The organism is Microbispora sp. NBC_01389 (genome assembly GCF_045040095.1).
In the GTDB taxonomy this organism is placed as follows: Bacteria; Actinomycetota; Actinomycetes; order Streptosporangiales; family Streptosporangiaceae; genus Microbispora.
In genome coordinates this window covers 6,259,324-6,275,196 of sequence record NZ_CP109552.1, presented here as the reverse complement: position 1 = coordinate 6,275,196, position 15,873 = coordinate 6,259,324, and the positions used below count along the sequence as shown (strand labels likewise).

Below are 15,873 nucleotides of genomic sequence, written 5' to 3'. Positions count from 1 at the left end.
ATCGGGGGGTCACCGGGGGGAAGGGGCCACGTGGACGCCGTGCTGTTCGACATGGACGGGCTGCTCGTCGACACCGAGGGGGTGTGGTTCGAGGTCGAGACCGAGGTGGTCACCCGCCTCGGCGGCACCTGGGGGCCGGAGCACCAGGAGCAGCTCGTGGGCGGCTCCTGGGACCGCACCGTCAGGTACATGCTGGAGCTGACGCGGGCGGACGTCGATCCCATGGTGGTGGGGCAGTGGCTGCTCGACGGGATGGAGAGCAGGCTGTCGGCCGACGTGACGCCGATGCCGGGAGCCCTGGACCTGCTGAGGGGGCTCGCCGACCACGGGGTGCGCACCGCGCTCGTCACGTCGTCGCTGCGGATCATCGCCGACGCGGTGCTCAAGGCCGTGGGCCGGGAGCACTTCGAAGTGATCGTGACGGCCGACGACGTCACGTGCACGAAGCCCCACCCGGAGCCGTACCTCACCGCGGCGGGCCTGCTGTCGGTGGAGCCGGGGCGGTGCGTCGCGCTGGAGGACTCGCCGAACGGCGTGGCGTCGGCGTCGGCGGCCGGCTGCCGGGTCGTCGCCGTGCCGAGCGTGCTGCCGATCGCGCAGGCGCCGGGGCGGGTCGTCATGCCGTCACTGCTCGACGTGGACGTGAACTTCCTGCGGGCACTCGTCCGCTGAATCGGGGTGGCGCGGGCCCCGCATGATCGCGTCACGGATGCCAGGATGGAAGTACGTGACGAAGGGGCCCCGCCATGAACTACAACGAGATCGCCTGGCTGCCGGTGTGCGGCGGCCTGACCGCGGTGGGACTCGTGCTCACCTATCTGGCCTTCCGCCGCAGGGGAGCGGCCGCGGGCCTGCGGGCCGCCGCCTGGTCCCTGCTGCCGCTGGCCGCCTATCTCACCGGCGCGCAGGCCGCGCTCTGGACCATCGGCACGGCCGCCGTGAGCTTCGTGACCGGCCTGGTGCTGTCACCGCTCGCCTGGGCCGGCGTGGCGGTGGCGGGGCTGTCGGCGGTGCTGTTCGTCGTGTCCGGCGCGATGCGCGGCCGCTCGCTGGCACGGGCTCGTACGGCCCGTCCCGGCGCGGCCGAGGCGGCACCGGCCGCCGCACCCAAGGCTGGAACGCCCAAGGCTGGAACGCCCAAGGCTGGAACGCCCAAGGCTGAAGCACCCAAGAAGGTGCAGACCGCGAAGACGGCGCCACGTCAGGTCGAACAGGCCGCGGCGGATGATTTCTCCGAGATCGAGGACATCCTGAAGCGGCGCGGCATCGGCTGAGCCCCCCACGCCGAACATCCCACGCCGAACATCCCACATCGTGGGACCAAGTTACTCCTGGGTGCAATGTTACAGTTCCACGACACAATCGAAACGGGACTCCGACAATCCTTTCAAGATCAACACGAATAAGTTTCTGGTGAATCACAGTTGAGCCACAGGCCGGCTCTGGGTACTGGTCATCCCAGCTCAACGCATACATTGTCCGTTTGCGGGAGCCGTACACAGCGGACCCCGCTGGACAATGTCGTCTGGGACCCAGGGGGCCGTACACCAAATGGCCGCGCGAAGCAAGGTCATGAGCGAACTTCGCTCCTCCGCCTCAGCGCCGTACTCCGGCTCTCCTGAGTGCGCCGCCCGCCGCACGCCGGCCACAGGCGGGCTCGGAGGGGCCTGGTGAGCGCCCCTCTCGACGTCTCCGGTCAGGAGATGCGGGCCGAGCCGGAAGCCGTCGTCACAGCGGGCGGCGCTCCCATCCAGGGCCGCTCGCTCGGCCAGATCGCCTGGATGCGGCTCAGGCGCGACAAGGTCGCCCTGGGGGGCGGCCTGATCGTCGTCTTCCTGATCCTGGTCGCCGTCTTCGCGCCGTTGATCGTCGGGGCGTTCGGGCAGGACCCGACGCAGTTCAACTCCGACCTCATCGACTCCTCCACGATGGCGCCCAAGACGGGCACCGGCATCGGCGCCCAGCACCTGTTCGGCATCGAGCCGGTGAACGGCCGCGACATCTTCAGCCGGGTCGTGTACGGCGCGCGGATCTCGCTGCTCATCGCCTTTCTGGCCACGCTGCTCTCGGTGGTCATCGGCACCCTGCTCGGGGTCACCGCCGGTTACTTCGGCGGCCTGGTCGATTCGATCATCAGCAAGACGATGGACGTCTTCCTGGCCTTCCCGCTCCTGGTCTTCGCGATCGCGCTGGCGGGCACCGTCCCCGACTCGGCGTTCGGCCTGACCGGCGACACGCTGCGCGTCGCACTGCTGGTGTTCATCATCGGCTTCTTCAACTGGCCGTACATCGGGCGGATCATCCGGGGGCAGACGCTGTCGCTGCGCGAGCGCGAGTTCGTGGACGCGGCGCGCAGCCTCGGGGCGCGCGGGCCGTACATCATCTTCCGCGAACTGCTGCCGAACCTGATCGCGCCGGTCCTCGTCTACTCGACGCTGCTGATCCCCACGAACGTGTTGTTCGAGGCGGCGCTGTCGTTCCTCGGCGTCGGCGTGCGCCCGCCCACCCCCACCTGGGGCGGCATGCTGTCGGACGCGGTGCGGTTCTACACGATCCCGCACTTCATGTTCTTCCCCGGCATGGCGATCTTCATCACGGTCCTGGCGTTCAACCTGTTCGGCGACGGCCTGCGGGACGCTCTCGACCCGAAGGCCCGCTGAGCCCTCCCTCCTCCCGTAAAGTCCCCGGCCCTCGTAATGTCTCCCCGGCTCCCATCACCAAGGGGTTTGCAATGCTAAGAAGAAGACTGGGCATGGCCGCCACCGGCGCCGTGCTCGCCCTCGCCGTGGCCGCCTGTGGCGGCGGTTCGGGCAGCGGCACGCCGTCGTCCTCCGACGGCGCCGCGGCCGGTGGCCCGGACTCGAAGAGCGAGTTCAACGCCGCGATGACGGGGGTGGTCAACCCCTCGGACAAGAAGGGCGGCATCCTCAAGTTCGCCAACGGCGGTGACTGGGACTCCCTCGACCCGGGTGACACCTACTACGGCTACTCCTGGAACTTCGTCCGGCTGTACGGCCGGTCGCTGCTGATGTTCAAGTCGGCGGTGGGCAAGGAGGGCAACCAGCTCGCCCCCGACCTCGCCGAGGACATGGGCACGCCGAGCGACGACGCCAAGACCTGGACGTACAAGATCAAGAAGGGCGTCAAGTTCGAGGACGGCACTCCGGTCACGTCCAAGGACGTGAAGTACGCCGTGGAGCGGTCGTTCGACAAGGAGGTGTTCCCCGACGGGTACACCTACTTCAACGACTTCCTCGCCTGGCCGAAGGACTACAAGGGCGCGTACAAGTCCAAGGACGTCAACACCGACAGCGCGATCGAGACGCCCGACGACTACACGATCGTCTTCCACCTCAAGCAGCCGCTGAGCAACTTCGACTACTTCGCCCAGCTTCCCGCCACGATCCCGGTCCCCAAGGACAAGGACACCGGCGCGAAGTACAAGGAACACATCATCGCCACCGGGCCGTACAAGTTCGAGAAGAACGAGATCGGCAAGGGCTTCACGCTCGTCCGCAACGACCAGTGGGACGCGGCGACCGACCCGAACCGCAAGGCGCTGCCGGACGGCTACGAGGTCTCCACCAACGTCAACGCCGACGACATCGACAACCGGATCCTCTCCGGCGACCTCGACATCGACGTCGCGGGCATCGGCGTGCAGTCGGCGGCCCTCGGCCGGGTCCTGTCCGACCCCGCGATGAAGGCCAACGCCGACAACCCGACCAGCACCCGCCTCTGGTACACGTCGATCAACGGCAACGTCCCGCCGTTCGACAACATCGACTGCCGCAAGGCCGTCCAGTACGCCGTGGACAAGGTGGCCCTCCAGACCGCCTGGGGCGGCGAGTTCTCCGGCGGGCAGATCGCGACCAGCATGCTGCCGCCGGCGATCCCCGGTCACGAGGACTTCAACCTCTACCCGCCGGGCGCCGACAACAAGGGCGACCTGGACAAGGCCAAGGAGGCGCTGACCGCCTGCGGCCAGCCGGGCGGCTTCGAGACCAACATCTCCTACCGCGCCGAGCGGCCGAAGGAGAAGGCGGCCGCCGAGGCGCTGCAGCAGTCGCTCGGCCGGGTCGGCATCAAGCTCACGCTCAAGCCGTTCCCGCAGGCCGACTACTTCGCGCTGTACGCCGGCAAGCCGGGCTACGCCAAGGACAACAAGATCGGCCTGGCCATGAACGGCTGGCAGTCCGACTGGCCCGACGGCTTCGGCTTCCTGCAGCAGATCGTGGACAGCCGCGTCATCCGTGAGACCGGCGGTTCCTCCAACATCAGCGTCCGCGACCCCGAGGTCGACAAGCTCGTGGACCAGGCGATGCTGGAGACCGACACCGACGCCCGCAACGCGATCTGGACGCAGATCGACAAGAAGGTCATGGAGGACTCCTTCGTCCTGCCGAACGTGTGGACCAAGACCCTGCTCGTGCGGAGCAAGAACGCGACGAACATCTTCGTCAACGAGGCGTACGGCATGTACGACTACCTCGGCATGGGCGTCAAGTAAGCGTCCGCGACCAGACACATCCGATAGACGCGTGAACGCGGCAAGGGGGCCGGGCCGACCGGACCGGCCCCCGGAGCCGGGGGGACTGTGGTCACATACATCATCCGGCGGCTGATCTGGGCGGTCGTGATGCTCACCATCGTGAGCATCGCCACCTTCGCCATCTTCTTCCTGGTGCCCCGCATGGCGGGCGCCACCTCGGAGAGCCTGGCCGCGCGCTACGTCGGGCGCACCGCCTCGGCGGAACAGGTCAAGCTCGCGGCCGAGAAGCTCGGCTTCAACGATCCACTGATCGTGCAGTACGGGCGGTTCGCGAAGGGCATCGTCGCCGGCGCCGACTACGACTACGGTCCCGGGGTGGAGCGCTGCCCGGCGCCCTGCTTCGGCTACTCCTTCCTCACCCGGCTCCCGGTCTGGCCCGACCTGCTGGACCGGCTGCCCGTGACGATCTCACTGGCCATCGGGGCCGCCGTCATCTGGGTGCTGGCCGGTGTGGCGACCGGCGTGCTGTCCGCGCTGAGACGCGGCAGCTTCTTCGACCGGGCCGCGATGAGCGTCGCCCTGGCCGGCGTCTCACTGCCCATCTTCTTCACCGGCATCGTCTCGCTGGTCGTCTTCAGCTACGGCACTCCGTTCCGCATCACCGCCCCGGGCGGCAGCTTCACGCCGTTCGGGGAGAACCCGGCGATGTGGGCGTACAACCTGATCCTGCCGTGGATCACGCTGGCCTTCCTGTACGCCGCCGGATACGCGCGGCTCACCCGGGCGGGCATGCTGGAGACGATGAACGAGGACTACATCCGCACCGCCCGGGCCAAGGGCCTGCGCGAGCGGACGGTCGTGGTCAAGCACGGCCTGCGCGGCGCGCTGACGCCGATCGTCACGATCTTCGGCCTCGACCTCGGTCTGCTGCTCGGCGGCGCGGTGCTCACCGAGAGCACCTACTCGCTGCCCGGCCTGGGCAAGTACGCGATCGACGCGATCCTCGCCCAGGACCTGCCGAAGGTCTCGGGCGTCGTGCTCGTCGCCGCGTTCTTCGTCGTCTTCGCCAACCTGATCGTCGACCTCCTGTACGCCGTCGTGGACCCGAGGGTGAGGCTGGGATGAGCTTCCTGGAACTGAAGGACCTGCGGATCCACTTCCCGACCGACGACGGCCTGGTCAAGTCGGTCGACGGGCTGTCGTTCACGCTGGAGCGCGGCAGGACGCTCGGCATCGTCGGCGAGTCCGGCTCCGGCAAGAGCGTGACCAGCCTCGGCATCCTCGGCCTGCACAAGGGCGGCCGGGCCCGCATCTCCGGCGAGATCTGGCTGGACGGCGAGGAGCTCGTCGGCGCGAGCCAGGAGCACGTGCGGACGCTGCGCGGCAAGAAGATGGCGATGATCTTCCAGGACCCGCTGTCGGCGATGCACCCCTTCTACACGGTCGGCGACCAGATCATCGAGGCCTACCGCATCCACAACGACGTGAGCAAGAAGGTCGCGCGCAAGCACGCGATCGACATGCTGGGCCGGGTGGGCATCCCGCAGCCGGCCCGCCGGGTGGACGGCTACCCCCACGAGTTCTCGGGCGGCATGCGGCAGCGCGCGATGATCGCGATGGCGCTGAGCTGCGACCCCGAGCTGCTGATCGCCGACGAGCCGACGACCGCGCTCGACGTGACCGTGCAGGCGCAGATCCTCGACCTGATGCGCGACCTGCAGCGCGACTTCGACGCCGCGCTGATCGTCATCACCCACGACCTCGGCGTGGTCGCCGAGCTGTCCGACGACATCCTCGTGATGTACGGCGGCAGGTGCGTCGAGTACGGCACGTCCGACGACATCTTCGAGCGGCCCGAGCACCCCTACACGTGGGGCCTGCTCGGCTCGATGCCGCGGCTGGACCGCGAGCCGACCGAGCGGCTGATGCCGATCAAGGGCTCGCCCCCGTCGCTGATCAACGTGCCGTCCGGCTGCGCCTTCCACCCGCGCTGCGCGTTCGAGGAGCGTACGGCCGGCCTGGCCAGGGTGGAGGTCCCCGAGCTGCGGGAGACCGAGGGCGGCCACCTGGTGCGCTGCCACCTGCCGGCCGAGCGCAGGCGCGCCATCTGGCGCAACGAGATCAAGCCGAACCTGGAGGCTTCGTGAACGAGGAGCCCTTGCTGTCCGTACAGGGGCTGGAGAAGCACTTCCCGGTCACGAAGGGCCTGCTCCAGCGGCAGGTCGGCGCGGTCAGGGCCGTCGACGGCATCAGCTTCGACGTCAGGAGGGGCGAGACCCTCGGCCTGGTCGGCGAGTCGGGATGCGGCAAGACCACCACCGGACGCCTCATCACGAGGCTGATCGAGCCGAGCGCCGGGAAGATCCTCTACGCGGGACAGGACATCACGCACATGTCCCAGGGACGGCTGCGCCCGCTCCGGCGCGACGTTCAGATGATCTTCCAGGACCCGTACAGCTCGCTCAACCCCCGTCACACGGTCGGCGCCATCGTCGGCGCGCCGTTCCGGATCCAGGGGATCAGGACCGAGCAGGGTACGAAGAAGGCGGTCCAGGAGATCCTGGAGCTCGTCGGCCTGAACCCCGAGCACTACAACCGCTATCCGCACGAGTTCTCCGGCGGCCAGCGGCAGCGCATCGGGATCGCCCGGACGCTCGCGCTGAAGCCCAAGCTGATCATCGCGGACGAGCCGGTCTCCGCGCTCGACGTGTCGATCCAGGCCCAGGTCGTCAACCTGCTGGAGGACCTGCAGGGGGAGCTCGACCTGACCTACGTCGTGATCGCGCACGACCTGTCGGTGGTGCGGCACATCAGCGACCGCGTCGCGGTGATGTACCTCGGCAAGATCGTGGAGATCGCGGACCGCAAGGGCCTGTACGAGTCGCCCATGCATCCGTACACCAACGCCCTGCTGTCGGCGGTCCCGATCCCGGACCCGAAGCGGCGCGCGGGCCGGGAGCGGATCCGGCTGCAGGGCGACGTCCCCTCGCCGCTGAACCCGCCGCCCGCCTGCCGGTTCCACACCCGCTGCTGGAAGGCGCAGGAGGTCTGCCGCACGGTCGAGCCTCCGCTGGAGACACTCGCCCCCGGCCATCAGGTGGCCTGCCACTTCCCCGAGAACGCACCCGGTCTCGCCGGCGGCGTCCCGGGTGGCGTCCCGGGTGGCGTCTCGGACGGCGTCCCGGGAGGCGCGGCCGCCACGGGCGCGGTCCCGGCCGGGACCGACCCCGCCTGATCGTCCTCGGCCTGATCGTCCTCCGCCGGTACGGCTCCCGCCGTCTTCCCCCAAGACGGTCCGCGGGAGCCGTACCGGCGGGGCGTGTGCCGCGCCCCCACGGCCACGCCCTGTCTCCGACGGTACCGGGGGCGGGCCCCGCCGGGCATCGGCCGCGCGTACGGTCCGCGCCTGCGCCCGGGGAAGGATCCGCCGTGCTCCGCTACTCCTGGAGGAGGAGCGCGCGCCCGCCGGCCGGGAGACTCAGGAGAAGGTGCCGGGGACGATCAGCCCGGTCTCGTAGGCGAGCACGGCCGCCTGCACCCGGTCGCGCAGGCCGAGCTTGGTCAGCACGTTTCCCACGTGCGTCTTGACGGTCGTCTCGCTGACCACCAGCGTGGCGGCGATCTCGGCGTTCGACATGCCCTTGGCGATGAGGCGCAGGACCTCCAGCTCGCGTTCGGTGAGCCGGTCGAGCCGCGCGGGGGTGGCCTGCTGGTGCGCGGAGGGCAGCCGGGCGGCGAAGCGGTCCAGCAGCCGCCGGGTGACGCTCGGCGCCACGATGGCGTCGCCCGCCGCCACCACGCGGATCGCCTGGATCAGGTCGTCCGGCGGCACGTCCTTGAGCAGGAACCCGCTGGCACCGGCGCGCAGCGCCTCGACGATGTACTCGTCCAGGTCGAACGTGGTCAGCACGAGCACCTTCGGCACATGGGCGGTGGGCGCGGCCTCCCGCACGATGCGGCGGGTGGCCTCGATGCCGTCGGTGCCGGGCATGCGGACGTCCATGAGCACCACGTCGGGCAGTAGGGCGCGGGACTGGTCCATCGCCGTGGCGCCGTCGCCGGCCTCGCCCACGACGGTGACGTCTGGCTCCGCCTCGAGGATGAACCGGAACCCGGTGCGCAGCAGGGGCTGGTCGTCGACCAGCAACACCCGGATCGTCATGATCCGTCCGTCCTGGGCGGGGCGGCGACCCATCGCCGGGCGGGGGAGAACACCCTGATTGTCATGCTGTGTCCTTCAGAGGGTCGTGCGTGAGGGGGTCGTCCACGGCGGGGTGGTTCGTGGCGGGCCTGTTCTTCGGGGAGCTGTCCTTCAGGGGGCTGTCCTTCAATGGGCTGTCCCTCAAAGGAAACCGGGCGCGGACCTCGAACCCGCCCCCGACGCGGGGTCCGATCCGCAGGACTCCACCATAGAGGGCCACGCGCTCGCGGATGCCGACGAGCCCGTGACCCTTGCCACCGATCCGCACCGACTCCTGCGCCGCGCCGCGCCCGTCGTCCTCGACCTGGAGGGTCAGCTCGTTCCCCTCGTGCCGTACGGTGACCCACGCGCGGGCGGCGGGCCCGGCGTGCCGCAGGCTGTTGGTGAGCGCCTCCTGCACGAGGCGGTAGGCGGCGAGGTCGACCCCGGGCGGCAGGCGGCGGCGGTCGCCCTCGACGCGCAACTGCGTGCGCAGGCCCGCCTCGCGCATCTGCTCGACCAGTGCCGGCAGGTCCCCCATGCCCGGCTGCGGCCCGCGCTCGGCCGGGCCGTCGGTGCGCAGCACGCCGACGATGTTGCGCATCTCCGCCATCGCCGTACGGCCCATCTCCTCGATGGCGGTGAGGGCGTCGCGGGCGACGTCGGGCTTGGTGTCCAGCATCCGGCGCGCCGCGGCGGCCTGCACGGTCATCACGCTCACGTGGTGGGCCACCACGTCGTGCAGTTCGCGGGCGATCCGGGAGCGTTCCTCGGCCCGGGCGGCTCGCGTGTCGGCGTCCCGCGCCCGCTCCAGCCGGTGCGCCCGCTGGACCAGTTCGTCGAGGTAGGCGCGGCGCAACCGCAGCGCCCGGCCGCACACCCAGCACAGCAGCAGGACGGCGGTGACGACGGCGTGGTCGGTCCAGGACGGGGTGATGACCCCGCTGACGGCGCCGGCGACGTAGGAGGAGAAGGAGACGCCGAGGGCGGCCAGACTCAGCGCCAGCCCCCGGTAGACGGCCACGGAGTAGAGCAGGACGAGCCCGCCGAACTCGCTCAGGCCGGGGTCGTAGTGGAGCGAGTCGAGCGCCGCCTGGGGGACGCAGGTGGCCAGGAGCAGAACGAGGGGCCGGCCGCGCCGCAGGGCCACGGGCAGTGTGCAGGCCGCCGCGAGGACCAGGTTCAACGCGTCCGCCGGCCGCGGCGTGGCGGACCGGAGCCAGCCGGCCCCCTCACCCGGGCCGGCCGAGGCGATCCACCAGAGGGACGCGGTCGTCAGCACCACCGCGAGGATCGCGTCGAAGACCAGGGGATGAGCCCGAAGCCAGGACCGCGTACTGCCGGGGGTGGTGCGCACGTACCAAATTTAGGCCGTCCCCGCGTGTGTCCACCCTGCCCGGGAGGGAAATCCCGCATCCTTCGTACGGAGGATGCGCGCCCTGGCCCGGGGAGCGCCTAGATCTCGTCGGCGGCGGACCGTCGGTTCACCCGGGCCGACAGACCGGGCTCGCGGTCCGGCACGGGCGGCGGGGTGCCGCCGAACTCCGGGCAGAGCGCCTGGTGGTCGCACCAGTCGCACAGCCGTGAGCGGCGGGCGCGCCACTCCCGGGTGCGGACCGCGCGCTCGATCGCCGCCCACAGCGCCTCGACCTTGCGCTCGGTGGCCCGCAGGTCGGCCTCGTCGGGGACGTAGCGGAGGATCTCGCCGTTGCCGAGGTACATGAGCTGGAGCATCCGGGGGACCTGCCCCTTCAGCCGCCACAGCGCCAGCGCGTAGAACTTCATCTGGAACAGCGCCTTGGCCTCCCACTCGCGGCCCGGCGCCGTGCCCGTCTTGTAGTCCACGATCCGCGTCTCGCCGGTCGGGGCCACGTCGAGGCGGTCGATGTAGCCGCGCAGCAGCAGCCCGCTGTCGAGCACGGCCTCGACGTACATCTCCCGCTCGGCGGGCTCCAGCCGCTGCGGGTCCTCCAGCGTGAAGTAACGCTCCACCATGCCGCGGGCCTGGGTCAGCCAGGCGTCGCGCTCCTCGTCGCTCTCGAACAGCCCCGCGTAGTCGGGCTCCTCGGTCAGCAGCCGCCGCCACTGCGGCTCCAGCAGCTCCTGCGCCGCGGCGACCGTCCGCGCCTCGGCCGGCAGGTCGTACAGCCGCTCCAGCACGGCGTGGACGAGGGTGCCCCGGACCGCGGCCGCCGAGGGACGCTCGGGCAGCTGGTCGATCACCCTGAACCGGTAGAGCAGGGGGCAGGTCATGAAGTCACCGGCCCGGGAGGGGGACAGCGCCCCGATAACGGCGCGCTCTTCGGCGAGGGTCATGCCGGAACTGTAGGACATCGAGCCGACAGAACGCGTCCGCGCGGGCCGTCTCCCCGCTCCCCGCCTCCCGCCTCCCGCCGCCGTTCCCGTACGGCTGGGACGATCGCGTGCTCCGCGGCGGGCGGGCAGCTCTTAGGCTGATCTCACGTCGCGCCGCGTAGCATCGAGGGGCGCGGGAGGGAAGGCGGCCACATGAGCACACCTGTCAAGGAGTCCACCGGACTGCGGATGGGGCGGCCGTTCGGCATTCCCGTCTACGTCTCGCCGACGTGGCTCATCGTGGCGGCGTTCATCACGATCAGCTTCCAGCCGCGGTTCGCCGACATGCTGCCCGGCTACGGCGAGTCCGCCACCTACCTGGTCGCGCTGGCCTTCGCCGTCCTGTTGTACGTCTCCGTCCTGCTGCACGAGCTGGCGCACTGCGTGGTGGCCAAGCACTACGGCCTGCCGGTGCGCCGGATCACCCTCTACATGCTCGGCGGCGTCTCGGAGATCGAGCGCGAGCCCGAGACGGCGGGCCGGGAGTTCAACGTGGCCTTCGCCGGGCCGCTGCTGTCGCTGGGGCTGGCGGGGATGGGGGCCCTGGTCGAGGCGTTCGTGGTGCCGCCGGGCGGCCTGGCCCACGTGCTGATGTGGCAGCTGTGGCTGTCCAACCTGATCGTCGGCGTGTTCAACCTGCTGCCCGGCCTGCCGCTCGACGGGGGCCGGATGCTGCGGGCGGCCGTGTGGAAGATCAAGCGTGACTCGGGCACGGGCACGGTGGTCGCCGCCTGGGTCGGGCGCGGCGTGGCGGTCGCGGTGGTCGTGGTGCCGCTCCTGATGAACGTGATGGCCGGGCAGGAGCCCGGCATCGGCAGCATGCTCTGGACGGTGGTGCTGGCGTCGTTCATCTGGCTCGGGGCCTCCCAGTCGCTGCGGGTCGCCCGCGTGCGGGCCCGGCTGCCGCAGCTGCGGGCCAGGGTGCTGGCGCGCAGGGCGATCCCGGTCACCGCCGAGGTGCCGCTCTCCGAGGGCCTGCGCCGGGCACGCGAGTCGGGAGCCGGGGCGATGGTGGTGGTGGACCACGACGGGCACCCGGTGGGCATCGTGAACGAGGCGGCGGTGAACGCCACTCCCGAGCAGCGCAGGCCGTGGGTGAACGTGGGGTCCCTGTCCCGCACCCTGGAGCCCGCGCTGGTGCTCGGCGCCGACCTGGAGGGGGAGTCGCTGCTCGACGCCATGCGGGGCTCTCCGGCGCCCGAATACCTGCTCGTCGAGCGGGGCGGCGAGATCTACGGCGTGCTCGCCACCGCCGATGTCAACCGCATGTTCAGCGGGGTGTGAGCGGCGTGGGAGGGGCACTAAGGTGCTGAGCGAGACCGGGGCCCGAGCACGCTCGGTCACCCGTACGCGCGCTCCGGCAGGCCGGTTCACCATACTTTTTGCTACTTTCTGGGGTGATCGATCCGGCACACGGCGTGCCGGCGATGATGCCGGACATCCGGTGGCGTTTCCGGAGGGAGAACTTCTGTGACGGAACAGGGCGTGGGGGTGGTCCGCCCGCTGCCGGGAGAGGGCGTGGTCGCCCATCTGAACGGTTTGCTGCTCGTGTGCGCCACCGGCGGCGACCAGCCGGTCGAGGAGCTGCTGAGCGCGATGCACGAGACCGCCACGACGGGCGGGGACGGCCGGGCGCTGGCCCGGCGCGTGGCCCAGGTCCTCGCACGCGCCATGGACCGCTCGATCGGTGAGCCGATGGCCTGCGCGGTCGCCGGGCCCGCCGGGGGAGGCGTGGCCGTGCTGGTCAGCGGGGCCGCGTACGCGACCGTGTCCGGCCCCGAGGGCGAGGTGCGCCTCGCCGGGCACGACGCGCTGACCTGGACCGACCGCCTCATCAACGGCCCGGTGTCCACGGTGCTGCTGCGCCTGCCCGGAGCCGGCCCGTCGAGCCCGTACGCCCGGCTGGACGGCGGCGTCGTCACGGGAGCCGGGCTGGAGTGCGACCTGACCCGGCACGGCGACCTCGCCTTCCCGCCGCTGCCCCCGCGGCCGCCGCAGCAGCATTCCCCGCACCAGTCCCAGCATCAGGCCCCACACCAGTCGCAGTATCAGGGGCAGCACCCGGGCACGCAGCCCCCGCCGCCCGGGGCGCCGGAGCCGATCGGCCCGCGGGGGCCCGTGGTGCCGCCCCCTCCCGTCTCCCCGCCCGCCCAGCCGCCTCTCTCGCCGCCCGTCTCGCCGTTCGGCGGCGGGCCGTTGTCCGGCCCCGGGCCGTCGGCCGAGCACGCGTCTCCCCAATCGGCCGCCCAGTCGTCCGGTCTGTCGTCCGGTCTGGCGTCGCCGCCGGTCCCTCCGCCTTCCCAGCCGCCGCACGTCTCCCAGCCGCTGCCGCCGTTGCCGTCCGGTCTGTCGGACCCGGCGCCCGCACACCACTCCGGCCCCCAGCCCGACATGCCGCCCGCCCCGCCCTACACCCCGGCCCATTCGGGCCCGCAGCAGTCCCCGGGGCAGCCCGAGCCGCCCGACGACCGCGGCGGGCCCCGGGACGCCCAGGACGGGCCCGCCCAGGACCGGGGAGCGCAGGAGAGGGGTCAGGATCGGGGCGGCTCGCCGGACGGGCCGGGAACCGGACCGCTCGGCGGCCTGTTCGACGGGCCGTTCGATGGGCCGTTCGACGGACCGTTCGAGGGGGCGCCGCAGGACTCCGACGAGGAGCCGGGGGAGGCGACCCAGCTCGACATGGCGCCCGACCCGGAGCAGCGGCCCATGGTGTACGGCGTCGACTGCAAGAACGACCACTTCAACGACCCGCGCGCGCCGTACTGCGCGGTCTGCGGCGTCCCCATCGACCAGCGGGCGGTCGTGCCGTACAAGGGCCCGCGCCCGCCGCTCGGCGCGCTGCTGCTCGACGACGGCATGGCGCTGCCGCTGGAGGCCGACTACCTGCTGGGCCGCGACCCGGAGCGGGCTCCCGAGGTGCAGTCGGGCGAGGCCAGGCCGGCCAGGGTCACCAGCCCCGACGGCTCGGTGTCCCGCCGCCACCTGCGGGTGTTCCTGGAGAACTGGGACGTCAACCTGCTAGATCTGGGCTCGGTGAACGGCACGCAGATCCAGCCGCCGGGCGACCCCAACTTCTACGACATCCCGCCGAACGAGCCGGTGCCGATCCTGCCCGGCACGACCGTGCGCATCGGGGTCTCCCGCACCATGCGCTACGAGGCGCACCGCCCCGCCTGACACCCGACCGGCGCCCGCCCGGCGCCCGACCGGCACCTGCCTGACGCGGCCGGACCGCCGGGGACCCGGGTACGGGCTCCCGGCGGCCGGTCAGCCGTCGCGCAGGCGGTCGATCTCGCGCAGCAACAGCCGCTCCAGCCGGTCGGCGGTGACGTTCGCGGGATACAGCAGCCGGTGCACGCTGAGGCCGTCCACCAGCGCGAGGAGCCGTTCCGCCACGTCCTCCGGGTCCTCGTCCGTACGGATCTCACCGGCCTCGGCGGCGGACCTCAGCAGGCTGGTCACCACGTAGCGGAGCTCGGCGGCCTCCCGCCGCTGCACCTCCAGCAGCGCGGGACTGGTCAGGCTGCGCCCCCAGAAGCCGACTTCGAGCCCGGTCTCCCCGGCGCGCTCGCCGTCGAGGGGGACGTTGTCGAGCAGCAGCTCCCGCAGCGCCGCCAGGCCGGTGCGGCCGGACAGCTTCTCCCGCAGCCGGTCGGCGATGCGCCGGTGGGAGGCCTCCAGCGCCGACAGCAGGATCTCGTCCTTGTCGGCGAAATAGTGTGTGAGCACCCCGTTGGAGTAGCCGGCCTCCTTCGCGATGGCCCGGGTCGTCGCGGCCTCGATGCCGTCGCGCAGGATGATCCGGCGGGCCGCCGCGACGACCTCCTCGCGGCGTTCCTCATGGTTGACGATCTTCGGCATGCTCCCTCACCTCGGTTGACATTTTAGTCGGGCGCCCGTCTATTATCCGCACATGACGGTTGTGACAGTCGGCGTGCAGATCGTCGACGTCCTGGCCCGCCCGGTCGAGTCCATCCCGTCCGGCCAGGACACCCACCTGCTGGAGCAGATCCGCATCACCGCCGCGGGGGCGGCCGCCGGCACGGCCGTGGCCCTCGCCAGGATCGGTGTGCCGGTGGCCACCATGGGCGCCGTCGGCGACGACGAGCTGGGCGACTTCCTCCTGATGATCATGGCGCGGCACGGCGTCGACGTGAGCGGCGTCGTGCGCCGGCCGGGGGAGCAGACCGCCGCCTCCATCCTGCCGATCCGGCCGGACGGGGGGCGGCCCTCGTTCCACGTGCCCGGCGCCAACCTCGGCCTCGCGACCGCCGACCTCGACGCCGGCCGCCTGACCGCCGCGAAGCTGGTGCACCTCGGCGGCATGGACGTCACCTGGGGCCTGCACGACCCCGAGTTCCACGCGCTGCTCGGCAAGGCCCGCGAGGGCGGCACGATCGTCACGCTGGACCTGCTGTCCAACCTGCCGGACCTCATGCCCGCCGTACGGGCGTTCCTGCCGCACGTCGACTACCTGCTGCCCAACGAGGAGCAGGCGCTTATGCTCAGCGGCGCCGCCACCCCGGAGGAGGCCGCCGCCGTGCTGCTCGGCGAGGGCCCGAAGGGCGTGATCGTCACGCGGGGGAGCGAGGGAAGCCTGGTGGCCACCGCCGCCGGCGTCACGGCCGTCCCCGCGCTGGACGTGCCCGTGGTCGACACCACAGGCTGCGGCGACGCGTACTGCGCCGGGTTCGCCGCCGGCCTGCTGCGCGGCCGGGACGTGCTCGGCGCCGCCCGCCTCGGCACGGCCGTCGCCGCGCGGGTCGCGGGCGGGCTCGGCTCCGACGCCGGTCTGGACGGCCCCCTCGACGACTGATCCCCCCTCCGGCCGCCCCTCTGTTCCTCC

General features: G+C 71.6%; 14 protein-coding genes. 10 read left to right on the top strand and 4 right to left on the bottom strand.

The window, feature by feature from the left end:
• Positions 1 to 30 precede the first annotated feature (30 nt).
• From OG344_RS27675 to OG344_RS27645, 7 genes are all read left to right on the top strand, one after another.
• Entirely contained in the window at positions 31 to 672 is a 642-nt protein-coding gene (locus OG344_RS27675; protein WP_405085599.1) for an HAD family hydrolase, read from the top strand.
• A gap of 74 nt (positions 673 to 746) precedes the next feature.
• Entirely contained in the window at positions 747 to 1,274 is a 528-nt protein-coding gene (locus OG344_RS27670) for a cellulose synthase (protein ID WP_405085598.1), read from the top strand.
• 396 nt (positions 1,275 to 1,670) lie between these two features.
• Positions 1,671 to 2,660, top strand: coding sequence for an ABC transporter permease (locus tag OG344_RS27665; protein ID WP_405085597.1), 990 nt, complete (start codon positions 1,671 to 1,673; stop codon positions 2,658 to 2,660).
• A 71-nt stretch (positions 2,661 to 2,731) separates the two neighbouring features.
• Positions 2,732 to 4,510 carry an ABC transporter substrate-binding protein gene (locus OG344_RS27660; protein WP_405085596.1) on the top strand — a complete coding sequence of 593 codons (1,779 nt, stop codon included), beginning with the start codon at positions 2,732 to 2,734 and terminating at the stop codon, positions 4,508 to 4,510.
• 87 nt (positions 4,511 to 4,597) lie between these two features.
• A complete protein-coding gene (locus OG344_RS27655) occupies positions 4,598 to 5,617 on the top strand; it encodes an ABC transporter permease (RefSeq protein WP_405085595.1) in 1,020 nt (339 codons plus the stop codon).
• The gene (locus OG344_RS27650; RefSeq protein ID WP_327046199.1) at positions 5,614 to 6,639 is read left to right on the top strand and encodes an ABC transporter ATP-binding protein; all 1,026 of its coding nucleotides are present in this window, start codon (positions 5,614 to 5,616) and stop codon (positions 6,637 to 6,639) included. The genes OG344_RS27655 and OG344_RS27650 overlap by 4 nt, the downstream gene beginning before the upstream one ends.
• Complete coding sequence (locus OG344_RS27645) at positions 6,636 to 7,727, top strand: ABC transporter ATP-binding protein (RefSeq protein ID WP_405085594.1); 1,092 nt, start codon at positions 6,636 to 6,638, stop codon at positions 7,725 to 7,727. The genes OG344_RS27650 and OG344_RS27645 overlap by 4 nt, the downstream gene beginning before the upstream one ends.
• Positions 7,728 to 7,970: 243 nt before the next feature.
• Here the strand turns inward: OG344_RS27645 and OG344_RS27640 are convergent, their stop codons facing one another.
• The 3 genes from OG344_RS27640 to OG344_RS27630 form a co-directional block, all read right to left on the bottom strand.
• Positions 7,971 to 8,654, bottom strand: a complete 684-nt coding sequence (locus tag OG344_RS27640) for a response regulator (RefSeq protein WP_405085593.1) — start codon at positions 8,652 to 8,654, stop codon at positions 7,971 to 7,973.
• A gap of 61 nt (positions 8,655 to 8,715) precedes the next feature.
• Complete coding sequence (locus OG344_RS27635; protein ID WP_405085592.1) at positions 8,716 to 10,029, bottom strand: sensor histidine kinase; 1,314 nt, start codon at positions 10,027 to 10,029, stop codon at positions 8,716 to 8,718.
• 98 nt (positions 10,030 to 10,127) lie between these two features.
• Entirely contained in the window at positions 10,128 to 10,988 is an 861-nt protein-coding gene (locus OG344_RS27630) for a RecB family exonuclease (protein WP_150934739.1), read from the bottom strand.
• A gap of 192 nt (positions 10,989 to 11,180) precedes the next feature.
• Between OG344_RS27630 and OG344_RS27625 the strand changes: the two genes are divergently transcribed.
• Together OG344_RS27625 and OG344_RS27620 are read left to right on the top strand one after the other, a co-directional pair.
• Entirely contained in the window at positions 11,181 to 12,311 is a 1,131-nt protein-coding gene (locus tag OG344_RS27625) for a site-2 protease family protein (protein ID WP_327046195.1), read from the top strand.
• A 186-nt stretch (positions 12,312 to 12,497) separates the two neighbouring features.
• Positions 12,498 to 14,204, top strand: coding sequence for an FHA domain-containing protein (locus OG344_RS27620; RefSeq protein WP_405085591.1), 1,707 nt, complete (start codon positions 12,498 to 12,500; stop codon positions 14,202 to 14,204).
• Positions 14,205 to 14,294: 90 nt separating this feature from the next.
• On the opposite strand, the gene OG344_RS27615 is transcribed toward OG344_RS27620, so the two are convergent.
• A complete protein-coding gene (locus tag OG344_RS27615; protein WP_327046193.1) occupies positions 14,295 to 14,888 on the bottom strand; it encodes a TetR family transcriptional regulator C-terminal domain-containing protein in 594 nt (197 codons plus the stop codon).
• 52 nt (positions 14,889 to 14,940) lie between these two features.
• On the opposite strand from OG344_RS27615, the gene OG344_RS27610 reads away from it, so the two are divergent.
• Positions 14,941 to 15,843, top strand: a complete 903-nt coding sequence (locus tag OG344_RS27610; protein ID WP_327046192.1) for a sugar kinase — start codon at positions 14,941 to 14,943, stop codon at positions 15,841 to 15,843.
• Positions 15,844 to 15,873: the final 30 nt, after the last annotated feature.